The 17034-nt window shown below is 67.1% G+C and carries 13 protein-coding genes, 2 pseudogenes and 2 CRISPR repeat arrays (1 of these 17 running past the window's edge); of the genes and pseudogenes, 5 read left to right on the plus strand and 10 right to left on the minus strand.

What is annotated here, in order from left to right; all coding sequences use genetic code 11:
- Positions 1 to 260 precede the first annotated feature (260 nt).
- A pseudogene (locus tag BCF44_RS20630) lies at positions 261 to 1114 on the plus strand (IS5 family transposase).
- A gap of 193 nt (positions 1115 to 1307) precedes the next feature.
- Here BCF44_RS20630 and BCF44_RS20635 read toward each other — a convergent pair.
- Positions 1308 to 2054 (minus strand): hypothetical protein, encoded by a 747-nt coding sequence (locus BCF44_RS20635; RefSeq protein ID WP_116175928.1) that lies wholly within the window; start codon positions 2052 to 2054, stop codon positions 1308 to 1310.
- A gap of 153 nt (positions 2055 to 2207) precedes the next feature.
- On the opposite strand from BCF44_RS20635, the gene BCF44_RS20640 reads away from it, so the two are divergent.
- The gene (locus BCF44_RS20640; protein WP_116175929.1) at positions 2208 to 2525 is read left to right on the plus strand and encodes a hypothetical protein; all 318 of its coding nucleotides are present in this window, start codon (positions 2208 to 2210) and stop codon (positions 2523 to 2525) included.
- A 583-nt stretch (positions 2526 to 3108) separates the two neighbouring features.
- On the opposite strand, the gene BCF44_RS20645 is transcribed toward BCF44_RS20640, so the two are convergent.
- On the minus strand, positions 3109 to 3525 hold the full coding sequence (locus BCF44_RS20645) for a hypothetical protein (RefSeq protein WP_147328559.1): 417 nt from the start codon (positions 3523 to 3525) through the stop codon (positions 3109 to 3111).
- A gap of 43 nt (positions 3526 to 3568) precedes the next feature.
- Here BCF44_RS20645 and BCF44_RS20650 point away from each other — a divergent pair, with 43 nt between their 5' ends.
- Positions 3569 to 4387 (plus strand): suppressor of fused domain protein, encoded by an 819-nt coding sequence (locus BCF44_RS20650; RefSeq protein WP_246015332.1) that lies wholly within the window; start codon positions 3569 to 3571, stop codon positions 4385 to 4387.
- A 340-nt stretch (positions 4388 to 4727) separates the two neighbouring features.
- On the opposite strand, the gene BCF44_RS20655 is transcribed toward BCF44_RS20650, so the two are convergent.
- Positions 4728 to 6224, minus strand: a complete 1497-nt coding sequence (locus BCF44_RS20655) for a tetratricopeptide repeat protein (protein WP_170217641.1) — start codon at positions 6222 to 6224, stop codon at positions 4728 to 4730.
- Complete coding sequence (locus BCF44_RS20660) at positions 6224 to 7699, minus strand: AfsR/SARP family transcriptional regulator (protein ID WP_116175932.1); 1476 nt, start codon at positions 7697 to 7699, stop codon at positions 6224 to 6226. Before BCF44_RS20660 ends, BCF44_RS20655 begins: the two co-directional genes overlap by 1 nt.
- A gap of 735 nt (positions 7700 to 8434) precedes the next feature.
- Here BCF44_RS20660 and BCF44_RS20665 point away from each other — a divergent pair.
- Positions 8435 to 9463, plus strand: coding sequence for a ThiF family adenylyltransferase (locus BCF44_RS20665; protein WP_246015334.1), 1029 nt, complete (start codon positions 8435 to 8437; stop codon positions 9461 to 9463).
- A 4-nt stretch (positions 9464 to 9467) separates the two neighbouring features.
- Here BCF44_RS20665 and BCF44_RS20670 read toward each other — a convergent pair whose 3' ends face one another.
- Entirely contained in the window at positions 9468 to 11447 is a 1980-nt protein-coding gene (locus BCF44_RS20670; RefSeq protein ID WP_147328560.1) for a tetratricopeptide repeat protein, read from the minus strand.
- Between the two features lie 598 nt (positions 11448 to 12045).
- Positions 12046 to 12548: direct repeats of the CRISPR family, unit length 37 nt.
- A gap of 1173 nt (positions 12549 to 13721) precedes the next feature.
- On the opposite strand from BCF44_RS20670, the gene BCF44_RS58550 reads away from it, so the two are divergent.
- A complete protein-coding gene (locus BCF44_RS58550; RefSeq protein WP_281283127.1) occupies positions 13722 to 13853 on the plus strand; it encodes a hypothetical protein in 132 nt (43 codons plus the stop codon).
- A 245-nt stretch (positions 13854 to 14098) separates the two neighbouring features.
- Here BCF44_RS58550 and cas2 read toward each other — a convergent pair whose 3' ends face one another.
- The 5 genes and pseudogenes from cas2 to BCF44_RS20695 all read right to left on the minus strand — a co-directional run bounded on the left by cas2 (position 14099) and on the right by BCF44_RS20695 (position 16425).
- A complete protein-coding gene (cas2, locus tag BCF44_RS20680) occupies positions 14099 to 14383 on the minus strand; it encodes a CRISPR-associated endonuclease Cas2 (RefSeq protein WP_116175935.1) in 285 nt (94 codons plus the stop codon).
- Positions 14374 to 15495 (minus strand): CRISPR-associated endonuclease Cas1, encoded by a 1122-nt coding sequence (gene cas1, locus BCF44_RS20685; protein ID WP_147328561.1) that lies wholly within the window; start codon positions 15493 to 15495, stop codon positions 14374 to 14376. Before cas1 ends, cas2 begins: the two co-directional genes overlap by 10 nt.
- Positions 15493 to 16046 (minus strand): annotated as a pseudogene (locus BCF44_RS20690) (reverse transcriptase domain-containing protein); the annotation flags it as partial. The gene cas1 and the pseudogene BCF44_RS20690, both read right to left, overlap by 3 nt.
- Before the next feature lie 66 nt (positions 16047 to 16112).
- On the minus strand, positions 16113 to 16244 hold the full coding sequence (locus BCF44_RS58555) for a hypothetical protein (RefSeq protein WP_281283128.1): 132 nt from the start codon (positions 16242 to 16244) through the stop codon (positions 16113 to 16115).
- Positions 16237 to 16425 carry a CRISPR system precrRNA processing endoribonuclease RAMP protein Cas6 gene (locus tag BCF44_RS20695; protein WP_116175938.1) on the minus strand — a complete coding sequence of 63 codons (189 nt, stop codon included), beginning with the start codon at positions 16423 to 16425 and terminating at the stop codon, positions 16237 to 16239. The genes BCF44_RS58555 and BCF44_RS20695 overlap by 8 nt, the downstream gene beginning before the upstream one ends.
- Before the next feature lie 26 nt (positions 16426 to 16451).
- Positions 16452 to 17034: direct repeats of the CRISPR family, unit length 37 nt; unit sequence GTTTCAATACGCCCTCTGGCGTGACTCCCGTATCGAC (it continues 52 nt past the right edge of the window).

Genomic DNA, 17034 nt, shown 5'->3' on the forward strand with positions numbered 1-17034 from the left:
CCGAGGCAGTCCGGATTGCACCGCCTTATCGCTCCGCCTCAGCGAATAAGCACCACAGATGGACCTAAGTCACCGGTATTGGGTCTAGGCCGTGTTTCAAAGGTAGGGGCCATGTGGATGATCACGGCGGAGTGTCGGTGATCAAATGAGGGAGGTCTCCGGTAGACGGGTTAGCGACCAAGCAAACCTGTACCACCGGAGACCTCGTGCCCAGCGTAGCGGCAACGGGGCGGCCCGACCTGACCGACGCGCAGTGGGCGATGCTGCAACCGCTGCTGCCTGTCGGGAAGAAGCCGGGCCGTCCGCCGAAATGGACCAAACGGCAACTCATTGACGGGATCCGCTGGCGGGTGCGGGTCGGCGCCCCTTGGCGGGACGTTCCACCGGTCTACGGTCCCTGGCAGACCGTGTACGGGTTGTTCCGTCGCTGGCAGCGGGCTGGGGTCTGGCAGCGCATCCTGACCGCGTTGCAGGCCCGCGCCGACGCCGTGGGGTTGATCGACTGGGATGTGAGTGTGGATTCCACGATCGCGCGGGCGCATCAACACGCGGCCGGTGCGCGGAAAAGGGGGATCTTCAGGTCGAACCGCCGGGCACCGCAGCGGGTGGTGCGGAGCTGGATGATCACGGGTTGGGCCGGTCGCGGGGCGGGTGGACGACCAAGCTGCACGTGGCCTGCGAGCAGGGCCGTAAGCCGTTAGCGCTGGTGGTGACCGCGGGCCAGCGCGGAGACAGCCCACAGTTCATGGTGGTGCTGGAGCAGATCCGGGTTCCCCGGCTGGGATCGGGACGGCCGCGGTGTCGACCGGACCGGGTGTTGGCCGACAAGGCCTACAGCTCCCGGGCGAACCGGCAGTATCTGCGTCGTCGTGGGATCAAGGCCACTATCGGCCAGCCGCGTGACCAGGCCGCCCACCGCCGTGCTCGAGGCTCGGCTGGTGGACGGCCGCCGGCGTTCGACGCGGAGATCTACAAGCAGCGCCATGCCGTGGAGTGCGGGATCAGTCTGGTCAAACAGCATCGGGCGGTGGCCATCCGCTACGACAAGCTGGCGGTGCGGTATCAGGCCACCGTGACGATCGCCGCCATCAATATCTGGTTACGCCACATATGAAACACGGCCTAGCCGGCTGCCACGTCGTGCCGGCAGCGTTGCGGCAACCCTCGAGCGGCGCTCTCGCTCAACCCGTCGGCGCGGCCCGAGCCCGGAACGTTCCACCGCTTCGGCTGCGGCGAGGGCGGTGCCGCCACCGACTTCGCCAATTCGATCAGCAGCTGACGAGGGTTTCGCCCCAGCCCGGGGCGCGTCAGCTCTCGCTGGTCGGGAGGAACGTCGTGATGCCGACGAGCTGGGCGGTGTCGAGGCCGGCCAGGCCGCCGCTGGCGTCCAAGCTGCCGGTCGGCGGCCACCAGATCCGCGGCTCGCACGGCGGCCACAGCGGCAGCAGCTCGGTCGCGAGCGCCTCGTCGGGCTCGATCTGCATCTCGACGTCGTCGGTGACGTAGCCGACGATGTCGAACACCACGTTGATCAGCCGGAACGTGACGCGGTAGCAGGGAAAACTGACGCTTTGGCCAGCGGCCGAGACGGTCGCGACGCGCGGCTCGAACCGGTATCCGGCCAGTTGGAGGCCGTGGGACTCGTTCGTCATGGACGCCGTGCCGATCCGCAGGTGGACGTGCTTCGGCGGCTCGACGTCGTTGTAGAACTCCGTGCGGTGCGCCGCCGGGAACGGGTCGCTACCGGTGACCTGCGCCGCAACCGCGGCGGTCTTGAACGCCCACTGCGCCAGGACCAACTGGGCGTCGGCGTCGAGCTCGACCGAGGCGCCGCCAGCGTTGAACATGGCCAGCAGCAGCGGCATCGCCGCCTCCTCGAGCTTACTCATCCAGCCGGTGCTGCAGGAGAGGCAGGCGATCGGAAGCTTCTTGCTGAAGGGCCCGCCCTTCTGGATGATCGGCTGCGCCCCGTCGCCGGGGATGATCTCGCGAATGACCTCGCCGTTGAACCCGCTCTTGCGCAGCAAGTCGCCGAAGACGTGCTCAGCGGTCATGGGACCAGTCGACCCGCAGAACAGGCACCGCCTCTGCGGCTGTCGGTGCGGCGTGGGCTTGCGAGGCATTGGTCCATTCAAGCAGGTCACTTCGACACTTTCGGGCTCGCCGCGTCGAACGCTTGTACGACCAGCAACGATTACACTGTCCGTGTGGGCGGCAGCGCGAGAGACCTGACACCACATGGCGAGGTCCAGTTCTACTACGACGGCATCCAGCGGCTCCACGGCGTGCTTCCCCGGACGTGCCGGCTCGGCGGTCATGATCTGACTGTCGTCGGTTACACCCACGAGTTCATCGACCGACCTGGTGCGCACAGCCTGATCGTGGTCTGCTGCCCGTGTTGCACGCCACCGGACGACGCCTGGGTACTGATCCTGGTCAAGTCGCAGCGTCCGTACCACGTCGAGCTAGACGACTCTCGGTACGAGAAGCTCAGGACACGGGTGAGCGAGCCATTCGTCGAGTAACCCGCGCCGACAGGCTTGACCGTCCGCCGACGCTGGTGGCCCAATTGGCGACGGGGCCATACGGTCCGACCAGGTCTGCCGCCCCGGCAGCGGTGCCTCCGGCCAGTGCCGCGCGCTGGATGGCAGCGGCGGCTCGCTCTCGCACGCGTCGCCTTGCAGCATGCCGCAAGGCACCCTCGTCGTTTCCTCACCCCCTTCGGCGTGACATCCGTTTGGAAAACGGCATGGCGAGCTCGACGCAGTACACCATCGTTTCCATACGCCCTTCGGCGTGACGCCCTTCTGAACAGACCGAGCTGAACGGCGGCGAGATCGTCTCGACCCTGTTCGAGTTTCCATACACCATTCGCCGTGACGCCTTTATGAACCTAAAGCTGCTCACGCTCACACCAGAGACCGGATTTCCATACACCCCCTCGGCGTGATGCATTTCCGGACCAGATGATCGACATCCTGTCCATCCTGTTCGCCATCCTAACGTTTCTATACGCCCTTCGGCGTGGCACACTTCTGGAGCTGGCGTCATCTGCTCACAGAGCCGCGGACTTGACGAACTCGCGCAGAGCCACGGCAACCGCATACGTCATCGCCGCTCGCGCAGGAGCTCCCGGTCGATCAGCCTCTCCAGCAGCGTGCACAGGCTATGGTCGGATCCGCCGGGAAATCTCGGCGCGGCGTCCTCGACAAGGACCCGCGTGATGCGATAACCGTCCGCCGCCTTACTAAATGTCGCTTCGTATCGTCCGTCGCCCAACCAGCTTCGGTGCAGGAACAGCCGATCGCCCTCCGCGAAGAGGTGCCAGCGATCGTCCATGTCCCGGGCGCGGAAGCCGAGTTGGATGCGCTCCCACTGCTCATCGGTCCACACTCGTCGCGGCACCTCGGACAACAAACGCGGCTCACGGATCGGCACCAGCCGACGCAGATCAGAGCGGAGCACTCGCTTAGACATAGCTTGAGCATAGGGAATCTCGCCCACGTACGACAGGCCGCTACGCACCGTTGCTCCTCTAACGGGTCAGCGCCAGAGACACTCCGGCTGCGTGGATGGCATCTGGAGCCTGACGTCTGATGCAACGAAGGCTGTCGTGCCGATGGTCGATTGTTCGATTGCCGGCGAACTTCCTGCATGTCAGCGACGACCGTTACGGGTGATCAAGTCCTGTGCGTGGATCGAAGGCCTTTTCGGCCAAACCACGTGGGTTCCCGAGCCTGGGTTCCCGACGGGCTGGTCGGTGCGGCGGCCAGGGACGAGGTCGATCGCAGTCTGGGATGATCGCACGGTGAGTGATGCAAGGCTGGCTGCCGCTGACGCCGTCGAGTCACACATCCGCGCATTCTTCATCGGGCACACCGTGGAAGTCGTTGACTTCGACCTCGGTCCAGAACGGCGAAAGATAGTACCTGATCTGCGCGTCGTCACCGTGGCACCCGGTCCGCAGGGCGACAGTTGGGCCTACGTGACCGCCGGATGCTGGGCCTCAGCGGAGAAGGACGGTCACGGACTTGAGTTCGTCATGACCGCCCACGTCCGCGATCAGCGTTTCGTCGAGCTCATGGGGATGATCGCCTACTACCACTGCGGAGGTCATCGGCTTGACCTCGAGCACAGCATGCCGATCGGTGATCCGTGGGTGCCCGGATCGACCTGCGACCATCTACTGATCAGCCTGCCTTATCTGCACGGTCCCGCGCTCGAACAGTGCCCACTGCCTGGCGGACACGCCCGGATCCTGTGGGCCTTGCCGGTCACCGCCGCCGAGATCGAGTTCCGCAGACGTCACGGGCACGAGGCGTTGGAGCAGCTGTTCGACGAGGCAGAGATCGTTCCCACGGATCCCTTCCGAGCGTCCGTCGTCTGAGCGACGGATTCTGGTGGTCATCGCTCGTGACAGGTGAGGACGCCGGCCCGACAAGCCCCCTGCTGGTTTCCGCAGAACGCTCGCTCATGCCGCCGATCGCGTGTCAATTTCTCCCACTGGGCATGGTGTTTGCGAGCGCTCGACCTTCGCCTTTGGCGGTTCTGTGGACGAAGCGTCCCGTCTCCGCGCCGGTCAGGTACCCGCCGTCAAGGGCTCGTGCGTAGTCGAGTGCGTGGGGTGTGAGCCACTCACCGCGCCGCGCCGGTGCACCTCACAGTGGTCGGACCTTGAGGCGGGTGAGCCGGTCCTCCCCCATCCAGCCTGGCATGTCGTTTCGCGCCTATGGCAGGTCGGATGGCTCTGTTGTGTCGTCGTCGGTGTCGCTGTCACTGAGCACGGTGAGCCTGACGGCGGTGGGTTCGATCGCGGGTGTCACGTCGAGGTCGACCAGCAGCTCGCGTGCATGGCGGCTTTCCTCCTGCGCCTCGTCGTGGCGTCCGAGATGTTCCAGCGCCTCGCTCAGGGTCGTCGACGCCCGGATTGCGTGTTCGCGGTCGTTGTGAGGGTGACAGAGGCCGATCGCGTAGCGGGCACGCGCTGCGGCTTGGGCGTAGTCACCTCTGTCGACGTGGATGTCGGCCAATGTCGTCAACGCGCGCACCACGTCCTCGTGGTCCGCGGTCTGGGTTTCCTGAAGCGCCACGACCTCGTCCAACACTGTGAGTGCCGTTTCGGTGTCTCCCTCGCTGTCGGCGAGCATTCCGAGCTCGGTGAGGGTGGCCGCCTGGCCCACGTGGTAGCCGATGCTGCGGCGAATGTCCAGGGCCTGGTGCAGGTACGCCCGTGCCTGGGTGGCGTCGCCTTGCTCAACCATGATCACGCCGAGCGCGTGTAGGGTCGCTGACTGGCCGCTGCGGTCGTTTTCCTCGACCCGCAGCCGCAGCGCGTGATCGTAGAAGGTCTGCGCGGTGGTGTACTCGCGGTCGTAGCGGTAGTGGTTGCCCAGGTAGTGGCGGGTGGTCGCCTCGCCACGCCGGTTTCCGGCTTTGCCGAACAGCTCCAACGCGGAGCGCAGGCCCTGCAATGATTTCGCTGGCTCGTCGTCCAGGCGTGCCAGCAACGCCAAGCCGAGGTGGATGCCGGCCTCGCCTTGGTCGTCGCCGGCCTGGTGCGCCGCGACGAGCGCGACCTCATGCGTGCGTTTCCAGTCGGAGCGGAAGTTGTTGAGCAGATACAGTTCCCGCAGCAGAACCGGCATCCGCCAAGCGTGGGGCAGGCCGTGCTCACTGGCCAGGACGATCGCCGCGCTGAGGTTGGTGCGCTCGGTGCTCAGCCACGCCATCGCCGCAGGGCCGAACTCCAGTATCACCGGCGGCGCCGCCGCGGGTGGCGCCAAATCAGCGCGCTGGATGCGGTGCGGGTACACCGCCTGGTCGGCGCTGCTGGCCCCGGCCCAGTACCAGTCGAGCATCCGGACGCGGGCGTCGGCCAACTCCTGCGGCGCGGTGGCGTCGTGGGCGAGTTCGGTGGCGTACGCGCGCATCAGCGGCGGCAAGATGAAGCGGACGCCGGCGTGCTCGAGGAGATGGACCGAGGCCAACGATCGCAGCATCGGCAGGCACGCCGCGACGGGTGTGCCGATGGTCGCGGCGGCGACCTCGGCGCTGAATTCGTCGCCCGGATGCAGGCTGAGCAGACGAAACAGCCGCGCGACCTCAGCGGGCAAGACCCGGTAGGAGCGGGCCAGGCTGGCGCGCAGGGCATCGTCGCTGTCGTGGCCGTCGTCGATAGCGGCCAGACTGCTCGGCAACGCGCGCAGCGCGGTGACCAGCTCCATCAGCGGCATCTCGGCCAGGTCGAGGGCCGTTCGCCGAGCAGCCGCACCGCCAGTGGGAGGCCGGCGCTCAGATCGGCCAGCCCGGACAGTGCCACCGGGTCGGTGCGTTGGCGACGGCTGCGGGCAAAGATCATCCTGAACAGGTCGAGTCGCTCGGCCTGCGCCAACGGCGGCAGGGCGACGCGGCGGGCGCCGTGGCGCGTCGCCAGGGGCGCCAAACGGTGGCGGCTGGTGACCAACACGACGCATCCCGACGCTCCGGGCAGCAACGGCAGAATTTGGCTGGAGTCCTGCGCGTCGTCCAGGACGATCAGGGCGTTCTGGCCGGCCAACACGCTGCGGAACAGGCCGCCGCGCGCCTCGACCCCGGCGGGGATCTGTCCGACGGGCACGGCCAACGCCTGGAGGAACTCGCCCAGGATCTCCCCGGGGTCTCGGGGCGGGGTGTCGGCGTAGCCGCGCAGGTCCGCGTAGAGCTGGCCGGCCGGGAATCGGTCGCGGATGCCGTGGGCCCATCGCAGGGCGGTGGTCGTCTTGCCGACGCCGGGACCGCCGGTGATGGCGATGATCAGGGTGGTGGGTTGTCGGGTCAGTTGCGCCTGGGCCAGCAGGGTTTCGAGTTCGCTGAGTTGCTCGGCGCGGCCGACGAAGTCGTCGATGGTGGGTGGTAGCTGGGCGGGTGGGGGCAGGGGCGCCGGGACCGAGGCGACGGCCGGATGCTCGCTGATCAGGGCGTCGCGTTCGAAGAGCAGTTGTTGGTGCAGCTGCCGGAGTTCGCGTCCTGGTCCGGTGCCGAAGGCTTCCACGGTGCGGCGGTAGATGTGTTTCCAGTAGGAATCGAACTCGGCGTAGTGGCCGGCGGCGTTGAGTGTGGACAGTCGCAGCGAGATGCACCGGGTGTCCAGCTCGTGGCCGGAGGTGATGGTGTCCAGCAGTTCGAGCGCGTCGTAATAGTTGCCGCGGTCCAGTTCCACGGAGCACAGCAGTTGGTAGCCCGGCAGGCGGTGGTAGGCGTCGAGGTCTTCGCGGACCAGTTCCGCCCAGCTGGTGTGTAGGTCGGCCAGGGGCGGTCCTTGCCACAGCTCGATCGCCTCGTACAGGTGCCGGGCGGCCTCGTCGACGCGGCCCGCGCGCCGTGCGGCCTCCGCGGAGGCGCGCAATGCCTTGAACTGGGTCAGGTCGAGCTGGTCGTCGTCGGCGTGCAGGACGTAGGCGTGGTGCTGGGTGAGGATCTCCGCGGTGCAGCCCTGTGACCGCAGTGCGGCGCGCAGCCGGCTGACGTAGGCCTGGAGGTCCTTGTGGGCTCGCTCGGGTGGGTTGTGGTCCCACAACGCGTGCATCAGGGTGTCCGTGGTGACCCTTTTGTGGTGATTGAGCAGGAGCACACCGAGCAGCGCGCGTTCTTTGGCGCGTCCCAGCCGCAGCTGCCGCCCGCCGTGGCGCAACTGGACTGAACCAAGGATCTGAAACTTCACCAGGCCCCCTTGACGCGTCCCATCCTAGGAAATTCGATCCTGTGTTCGCGTGTCACACCCCCGTTTGTGTAGGTGTCAGGTTATCGGCGATCGTCGGTCGCCGGCGAATGGCAGGTTCAGTGTCGAGTCCATGGCAACCAGAGTGTCAACCGGCGTGCCGGATCATTCCCTCAAACGCGGGATTCGATGCGGGGAGTCGGCAATGATCACTCGAAAGAATGAGCGGGTGGCGGCACTCGAAGTGGTATGCGGCCCTGGGGTTCGGCAGCGCGGCTCTGGGTCGGCGAGCGCACTCGCCGCGCTGATGCCCATCGCTACCAACGCTGGTTGGCCCGCACCATCCAGTGTGCGCTGGCGTGTGGGAGCCCCAGCAGTGGACATGTGGCGGGAGGTCAGCGCAGCCACGTCCGGCCGGGTGGCACAGGTGCGCGGGAGCGCCCGGTGATCGCCGAGTGCTCCCGTGGGTTCTTCGCGCGCGGAATCCGGGTCCGAGAATCCCGGCCCGACGACGACGCCGTGCGGCATGAATGCCTGCTGGCGACCGAGGCGAATTGGGTGGCGATAGGGAAAGGAGGTGGCGAATGATGATCGAGTTCTTGGAGCCGAAACTCGACCTGGTCCTGTGTGACCCTGACCAGAACAACTAGAGGAGTTATGTCGATGAAGCGCCCGCGCGTCAAACATGAACATCGACCCGTCCGCTATGGCCGGAACCGCATTCGTATCGGCGGTGCCGTGCCCGGTATCGCCGTTGATATCGACGACCGCGACGGCTCGGTGTGGGCGCTGTTGCAGCTTCTCGATGGCACACGGACGGTGGACCAGGTCATCGCCGATCTGGTCCACCGCTTCCCGCAGCTGGACGCTGACCGTGTCCGCACCGACATCGACGACCTGGCCGGGCGCGGCCACCTCGAGGATGCCGGCCGCTCAGCGCCACCGCAGCTGACCGCTCGCGACCTGGACCGCCACGCGCGAAGCCAGCGTCTGTGGCAGTGGATCGACGACACGCCCCGCGCGACCCGTTGGCACGCCCAGTTGGCGCTCAAGCAGGCGAGGGTCCTGCTCATCGGGCTCGGCGGCGCCGGCAGCACCGCGGCGCTGGCGCTCACGCAATCCGGTGTCGGTGTCCTGCACTGCCTGGACTTCGACGCCGTCGAGATGTCCAACCTCAACCGCCAGATCCTCTACACCGACGACGATCTGGGGCGGTCGAAGGTCGCCGCCGCCCTTGACCGGCTCCGCGCCCACAACTCCGACATCACCATCACCGGGGAACACCGCGCCATCGACGGTCCGGCTGACGTTGTCACGCTCGCGCCAGGCTTCGACGTGGTCCTGCTTGCCGCCGACCGACCACGGGAGATCACCTCCTGGGTCAACCACGGCTGTCACGCGACCGGCACGGCCTGGGTGCACTGCGGCTACCACGGCCCCGTGGTCGCCGTCGGCTCGTACCAACCCGACCGCACCCCCTGCTACGACTGCGTCCTGGCCGACGCTCGCGACCAACGCCGCCGCGCCGGACTGCGCCCCGTCGCACCCGAGCCAGCACCCGAGCGTCGGCCACCAGCCGCGTCGAACGCGGTGACCGCCGGAACCAGCGGCCTGCTCGCCGCCCACGCGGTAATGCGCTTGATCACCGGCATTCCCGCACAGCACACCAACACCACCGTCGCGCTCGACCTGCTCACGATGACGGCCCTCCCGCTGGCGCCGGTGGCCCACCGACCTGACTGCCCGACCTGCGACCTCACCGCATGAATCCTCACCCCTCCCCCGATAGGTCAGTGTTTCCGGCGCCGACGGCCGCCAGCCGCCGGGAGACGGCCTCCGCCCGTGGATCCCCGACCTCCGTGAACAGTTCCCTGGCCCGGGTCAGACATTCCCGAGCGAGCGTGGGCCGCCCCTGGTACTCATGGGAGGTCGCCGCGGTGCACAGCACCAAGGCGCGGTACCTGCCCGTGCCGGTCAAGGCCTCGTACTGGGCGATCGCCGCGGCGGCCAGGTCCAGTGCCCGTTCGTGGTCGCCCAGGCCCTGCCAGGCCACGGCCTCGTCGTGGACCGCCCAGGCTTCGCCGACCTGGTCACCGGCAGTGTGGCGCAGCACGCGCTCCCGCGTGGCATGGGCCAGCGCGACCTCGAACTGCCCGAGGTTGGCCGCGATCCGGCTCAGGTTGCACTCGACGACGGCTTCGGACCGTGCATCGCCGCTGTGCCGGGCCAGGGGAAGCGCCCGGCGGTAGTAGACTCGCGCGTCGACCCAGCGCGCCTGCTGCATGCGCACGTACCCCAAACCGAGCAACGCCACCCGCTGCCGATCCCCGTCGCCGGACCGCTGAGCCAACGCCAACTCCTGGGACATCGCCACTTCGGCCTCGCTCAACCGCCCCAACCTCGACAGCGTGTCCCCCTGCGAGGCCAGCAGGAACGACTCGACGCCGACGTCGCCGCACGCCCGCGCGGCGCGCAGTCCCAGCGACTGCGCCTGCTCTTGGGTCACCAGCCAGGAGCGTTCGCGCAGGGTGAGAAAACGCGCCGTTCCCGCCAACGCCATCGCCGGGCCCAGCAGCTCGTGATCCACCGCGGTCCGCAGCGCCGTCATCATGGTGGTCACCTCACCGTTCAACCACGCCAGCGCCTGGTCGCGGTCGGCCAACTCCACCGCGGGCGGCACAGCAACCACGGAAACAGGGACAGTGGGTAGACCGGGGAACACCAGCCGGTCTGCAACCAGCGCGGTGTGCGCGTACCAGGTGACCACCTGCGTCAACGCCTCGACGCGTGCGGTCTCGGGTTCGTCGGTGGCCGCGCGATGAGCGGCGTAGGCGTGCAGCAGGTCGTGCACGCGATACCGCCGGCGCCCGGCGGGCTCGACCAGGTGCAGGTCGGCCAGCGACTCCATGTGCCGATAGCTCAGGTGCTGGGTCATGCCGGTCACGGCGGCGATGGCCGGCACGCCGAACTCCCCACCGGGATGCACCCCCAGCAGCCGGAAGGTCCGGGCGAGATCTCGTGGCAGCTGGCTGTAGGACCAGTCGAACACGGTGTCCACCGCGCTGTGCTCATCTCCCCTCGCGCTGAGCTCTGCCAACCGGTCCTCGCCGTCGGTGAGGTCGTCGACGGCGTCGGCGACGGTCAGCGCGCGACGCGCGGCGATCCGGGTGCACGCGATCCGCAAGGCCAGCGGCAGCCGCGCGCACAACGCGATCAAGCTGCTCACCGCGGTCGGTTCCGCCGTCGCTCGAGGCGCGCCGATGATCCGCCGCACCAGGTCCTGCGCGTCCGTCGGCGTGAACAGGTCCAATGTCAGCTGGCTGGCCGCTTCGGCGATGATCAAGCCGGACATGCTGGAGCGGCTCGTGACGAGCACCAGACAGCCCGGTGAGCCGGGCAGCAGGGGCCGCACCTGCTGCGGGCTCGCGGCGTTGTCCAGCACGATCAGGACCCGTCGTCCCGCCAGCAGCGACCTGTACATGCCGGACTGGGCGTCCAACTCGCCCGGGATCGCGTCCGGCGCCACCCCCAGGACGCGCAGGAACCCGGCAAGCACCACGAGCGGGTCCAGCGGGGCACTGGGGCCGTAGCCCCTTAGGTTCGCGAACAGCGTGCCGTCCGGGAATCGGTGCTGCACGCGATGGGCCCATTGGACGGCCAAGGTGGTCTTTCCGACCCCTGGAGCACCGTCCACGGTCGCGATCACGGTGGTGCTGTCCGTGTCGTCGTCAGCGGGCAGCAGTGTGTCCATGGCGGCCAGATCCGTAGACCGGCCCGCGAAGTCGCGGATCGCCGGTGGCAACAGCCGTGGAGTCAGGCGCGCGGCCGGTGCAGCACCGGTTACGACGACGCGGTCGATCCTGCCCGCCTGCACGACGGCACCGTGCACTTCGCCGGAAAGATCGTTGTGTGAGTCCGAATGGTCGGCCACGAGGTCAGTATCCAGTATCTCGGTGGTGATCGTGATCCTTCGGCGCTACCGCTACACGGTCGGACCAGCGGGCACACAGAAGGCTATTGTCAGACGCAGCTACCGCGGTGGCGCCGGTCAGTTGCGTGCGCCATGCGCTTTACGATCACGTTCCAACAGCGAGCGAATGTTCCATTGGGGACTGATAGTGCCGGCGGATCGATCACCGGAAGTCATGGCCGTTCCGGCTCGGCCCAGATGCCGTCTCCCATCGTCGCCCTGCAGTCGTCCAGCGGAGCCCGCCTGGTCACCCGTACATTCGATGCCAGCACCGAAGTGCCGCACCGGTGGCGTTCCGAATTATTCAAATGTCACCCTTCGGCGTGATGCGCTTCTGGACGGCCGGCAACGACGGCAGTGGCGACACCACGTGCATCACGTTTCTATACACCCTTCGGCGTGACGTGCTTCTGAACGTGACTGTCACGTTCCACACGGGCAACATGCAGCTGTGCGTTTCTATACGCCCTTCGGCGTGACGTGCTTCTGGACGGGCGGCCATCGCAGGAAACCTCCTGCCAACCCAAGCTCGTTTCTATACGCCCTTCGGTGTGACGTGCTTATGGACCGAAATTCCGCGGAGCGTCGCTGGCGTCAGTACGTGACGGTTTCTATACGCCCTTCGGCGTGACGCGCTTCTGGACCTTTGTCTTCTTCTCCTGCACGACACCGAAAGGTGGCCTGACCGTTTCTATACGCCTTTCGGCGTGACGTCCTTCTGGACATCTTCGATGGCAATGCGATCCACAGGGCCGGCACTGACGCGTTTCTATACGCCCTTCGGCGTGACGTGCTTCTGAACCCGCCGGCCGGATGGCGACAAGGGCTGGATGATCACCTTCACGTTTCTATACGCCCTTCGGCGTGGCGTGCTTCTGGACCCTACCTACTTCGGCGAGCCTCCATCCAGCGGCAATGAAGGCCTGCGGCGCGCGGACCTGCAACCCACGCCATGAATGATCGTTTCTCGCCGCTGAGGACCGTATCGCCGCAGGCCCAGGCGTTGCACGCAAGACCAGTGTTCGATCTTCACAGACCCCTCCCTGAATGAAGTAGCGTCACAGCGCCGCCCAGTACGGCTTGTCCGGCTCGCGTTCGGCCTGGCCGATCGCGACGAGCTTGGACCAGCACGTCCCACACACCGACAGGACGTGCACAGCATCCGCTGACGCCTTGATTATCGCTGCGAGACGGCCGGCCGGCGTCTCCACTCACACGCAACACCGCCGTCGACAGGTCATCCTCCGGTTCGAGTCATCCTCCGGTCGATCGGCACGCCAGTCGGCGTGACGTCCATCTTGACGGCTGGTTCAAGTCCCGATGGCACATCTTCTGACGTTCCTATAGGTCCTTCTGCGTGAACTCGACTTCTACTCAGCCGAGTTCCAACAGGCGGAATTCGATACACCCTTCGGTGTGACACCCATCTCAACTATCCTCGCCAAGCGTCAGAACCACGACGGAAAGCTCGGGTCTCTATACGCCCTTCGGCGTGACGCCATTCTGACTTGAAGGACTTTCAAGCTACTGAACCCCATCCCGGAGCCAGTGTCCATACGCCTTTCGGCGTGACGCACTTCCGAACGCAAGACTTTTGCCGCCGGCGTGCTCGACAGCCTCGAGCAGGAGTTTCCATACGCCCTTCGACTTGACGCGCTTCTGCACTCGAACCGCTGAGCCGGCGGTTCGACCGGCCGCCTCTGGTTTCAATACACCCTTCGGCGTGACGCCCATCTGGACGACGCGGCGATCGCTCCGTTACCCATGGGTGCGGAGGTTTCCATACGCCCTCGGCGTGACGCCCATCTGGACCGCCAGGTCTACTACGCGCCCTTCAACGCTCACCCGCTTCTATACGCCCTTCGGCGGGGGCCCATCTGGACTCCTCATGGACGGCACGCCGCCCTCCATCGTCACCGTTTCCATACACCCTCCGGCGTGAGGTCCTTCCGGGCCGCCCCGTCTTCGAGATTCTGCCCACCGGCCGGTTCAGTTCTATACGCCCTTCGGCATGACGTTCTTCTGGGCCAGCGCTCGGCGCTCACCCGCCTCATCATGGCCATCAAGTTTCTATACGCCCTTCGGCGTGACGTGATTCTGGACATGATGCTGCTGGAGATCGGCGCAGGCGTCACCGTCCTGTTTCTATACGCCCTTCGGCGTGACGTGATTCTGGACTTGACCTGATCCTGATGCGTCTGGGGCAGGGCGGTGCCATGTTTCTATACGCCCTTCGGCGTGACGTGCTTCTGGACCCTACCTACTTCGACGAGCCTCCAACCAGCAGCAATGAAGGCCTGCTACACGCGGACCTGCACTCCACGCCATCGATGATCGTTTCTCGCCGCTGAGGACCGTATCGCCGCAGCTCCAGGCACTGCGCGCGAGACCAGTGTTCGATCTTCACAGCCCCCTCCCTGAATGGAGTAGCGTCACAGCGCCGCCCAGTACGGCTTGTCCGGCTCGCGTTCGGCCTGGCCGATCGCGACGAGCTTGGACCAGCACGTCCCACACACCGGCAGGACGTGCACGGCATCGGTGGACGGCTCGATCATCGCCGCGAGACGGCCGGTCACCTCTGCCAACTCATCCGACGCCACCGCGCAGACGAACACACTGCGCTGCAGGCGATCGCCCCACTGTTGCAGATAGGCGGCGACGCGAGCGCGGGCACCATCGGCGGAAATGTCGTAACACACCAGCACAGTCAGCGCCATGACAGCCCCACCGGCAGCGGCCCGATTCCCTCCACCCACGCCGCCACCACCTGCGCCTGCCGATACAGGTGGCGCCGCAGACTGCCCGCGAACCCGGGCAGGGCGCCGCGTGTCACCGTCAGCATGCAGCGTTCGTAGCCGTCCAGCACCGCTTCCCGACCCGCCTTGGTCAACAGGATCCCGCCGCGGGCGTCATCACGGCGGCCGTGCTGCGGCCCCAACCGGTGACGGCGCACCAGTTCCAGCACGACCTGATCGACCACCAGCGGCCGGAACTCCTCCATGAGGTCCAGCGCCAGACTCGGACGTCGGTCGTGGTCGGCATGCAGGAAACCGGCGGCTGGTTCCAAGCCGGCAGCCGCGAGCGCGGACACCGCTTCGGACGCCAGAACCGCGTAGCCGAACGACAACGCGCTGTTGACGACGTCCAGTGGTGGCTGTCGGGTGCGGCCGGCGAACCCGAACTCCGCGGGCAGGAACGCGGCCCACGCCTGAAAGTAGGCGCGCGCGGCAGCGCCCTCTAGCCCCATGATCTCGGCGTGGTCGCTGGCCTGCGGCAGCATGGCGGCGTAGCCGCGCATCGACGCGATCGCCTCGGACAGCTCCGCCGCGTGCTCACGTCGGACCATCCGCTGCAGCAGCACGACCTGTTTGCGGATCTTGGCGTCGATCAGAACCCGGCCGAACGGCACCGACAGCGCGGGATCGGCGGTGTGGGCCAGTTGCCGGCGTAGGCGCTGCAGCCTGCCGCTCGGGCCGGACACCGTCTGGCCGAGGTAGCGGCCCCGCTGCGAGCAGAACACGAGCTCGACGCCGTCGGACAGTGCCCAGTTGCGCAACCCGGAGCTGACGCCGACCGCGCCGAAACACACGATGCGGGCCACGAGCCCGGCCGGAACGTCCAGCACCTCGGTGCCGTCGTGCTCGACGAGGACGCGGCCGCGTTCGATGTGCGCCCTGCTGCCCTGGATCCCCGCATACACGGTCCGGTTCTCGGGTACCTCGGCGCGCAGGTCCAGTACCGGCGGATACCGAGGACCGATGTCCTCGCCGAGGAAGCAGAAGCCCTCGTCACATGACATGATCTCCGTCTTGTCCGCGGCCAGCGTCATCCCGATCTCCTGGGCTGCCTCGGAGGCGACACGCGCCGCCTGCCACGCGTCGCGCTCGTCGCAGGCCAGCACGGCGACGTCGTCGGCGTAGCGGACCAGGGGGAAGCCGGCGGCGCGGAGCCGGTCGTCGAAGTCCTCAAGAACCAGGTTGGCCCACAGCGGTGACCGCGGCGACCCCTGCGCCAGCCCATGGGCGGGCCGAGCATGCTGTTGCCCGGGGCGGGGCGCGCCAGCAGCCGGTCCACCAGGTCCAGAAGGTCGCTGTCGACGATCAGGATCTCCAGCAACCGACGCAGCCGCACCAGGTCCACGCTGGGGAAGCAGTCGTGCAGGTCGGTGCGCAGAACCCAGCCGAACCCCTCCTCACGCAGCCGCACCAGCGCTTGGACGGCGTCCACGACGCCCAGCCCGGGCCGGAATCCGTAGCTGCTCGGTCCCAACACCGGGTCCAGGTGCGGACGCAGCTGCGACAGCACGGCACGCTCCACGATCCGGTCCCGGACGGTCGGCACACGCAGGACCCGGTGGCCGCCTTCGGCCTTGGGGATCATCAGCTCGGTGAGCACACCCGGCTGGTAGGCCCCGGTGGCGAGTTGGTCGGCTAGCTCGGCCAGACTCTAGTCGGCGTCGGCGGCGAACCGGCGCACGCCCGCCGATAGCCGCTCGTCCGCGGCGTCGGCGTCCAGGGCCTGCTGCCACGCCTCGGCGAGGCAGCCTGGGTCGCTGGCCGCGGCGAGCAGGTCACCCAACGCGTGCCGCCTGCCCGTCGGGTCGCAGCAGGCGCGCCCCGCCGAAGCCGCGGGTGGTGTAGGCGCCGATCCCGCTGAACGGGGCCAGCCGAGCCAGCGCGCTGACTCCGGCTGGGTCGAAGCCCGGCGCGTCGAGGGCGAAGCGGACCTGTCCGCGGAAACCGCCGACCGCGACCGACACCGGGCGCCGTTCAAGACCCCGATGACGTTTCAATACGCCCTCCGGCGTGACTCGCGTATTGACGATCCCAACAGCCACTACCTGCTGGCCTCATACAACGGGTTTCAATACGCCCTCCGGCGTGACTCCCGTATCAACCGGCCCTTCACTGGATCGGCGCCACAACTCACCTCGGGTTTCAATACGCCTTCCAGCGTGACTCCCGTATCGACCTTCAGTGCAGGCTACGCCATTACAGCGCTTGGCCGGTTTCAATACACCCTCCGGCGTGACACCCGTATCGACGCGGGGCCGTTCCTGTTGATGACCTGGCATCTGCAGAGTTTCAATACGCCCTCCGGCGTGACTCCCGTATCGACGCCCGACCTCGCCCGCATCGTCGACGAACTGGCCGGAGAGTTTCAATACGCCCTCTGGCGTGACTCCCGTATCGACGAGACCATCCTGGCTCGCATCGCCGTCGCCTACCCGTTTCAATACGCCCTCTGGCGTGACTCCCGTATCGACCCACGAAGTGGGCAAACTGGTACAGATGGCGTTCGGGTTTCAATACGCCCTCTGGCGTGACTCCCGTATCGACATTCGGCTCGTATTCCGATTCATCAGGTT

Origin of the sequence: Kutzneria buriramensis, from assembly GCF_003387475.1 — a bacterium.
GTDB lineage: Bacteria > Actinomycetota > Actinomycetes > Mycobacteriales > Pseudonocardiaceae > Kutzneria > Kutzneria buriramensis.

Coding starts and splice junctions, on each gene's coding strand:
- BCF44_RS58550 (WP_281283127.1), top strand. CDS start 13,722: ATGGCCATCAAGTTTCTATACGCCCTTCGGCGTGACGTGATTCTGGAC.
- cas1 (WP_147328561.1), bottom strand. CDS start 15,495: ATGACGCTGGCCGCGGACAAGACGGAGATCATGTCATGTGACGAGGGC.
- cas2 (WP_116175935.1), bottom strand. CDS start 14,383: ATGGCGCTGACTGTGCTGGTGTGTTACGACATTTCCGCCGATGGTGCC.
- BCF44_RS20635 (WP_116175928.1), bottom strand. CDS start 2,054: ATGACCGCTGAGCACGTCTTCGGCGACTTGCTGCGCAAGAGCGGGTTC.
- BCF44_RS20670 (WP_147328560.1), bottom strand. CDS start 11,447: ATGGACACACTGCTGCCCGCTGACGACGACACGGACAGCACCACCGTG.
- BCF44_RS20655 (WP_170217641.1), bottom strand. CDS start 6,224: ATGGAGCTGGTCACCGCGCTGCGCGCGTTGCCGAGCAGTCTGGCCGCT.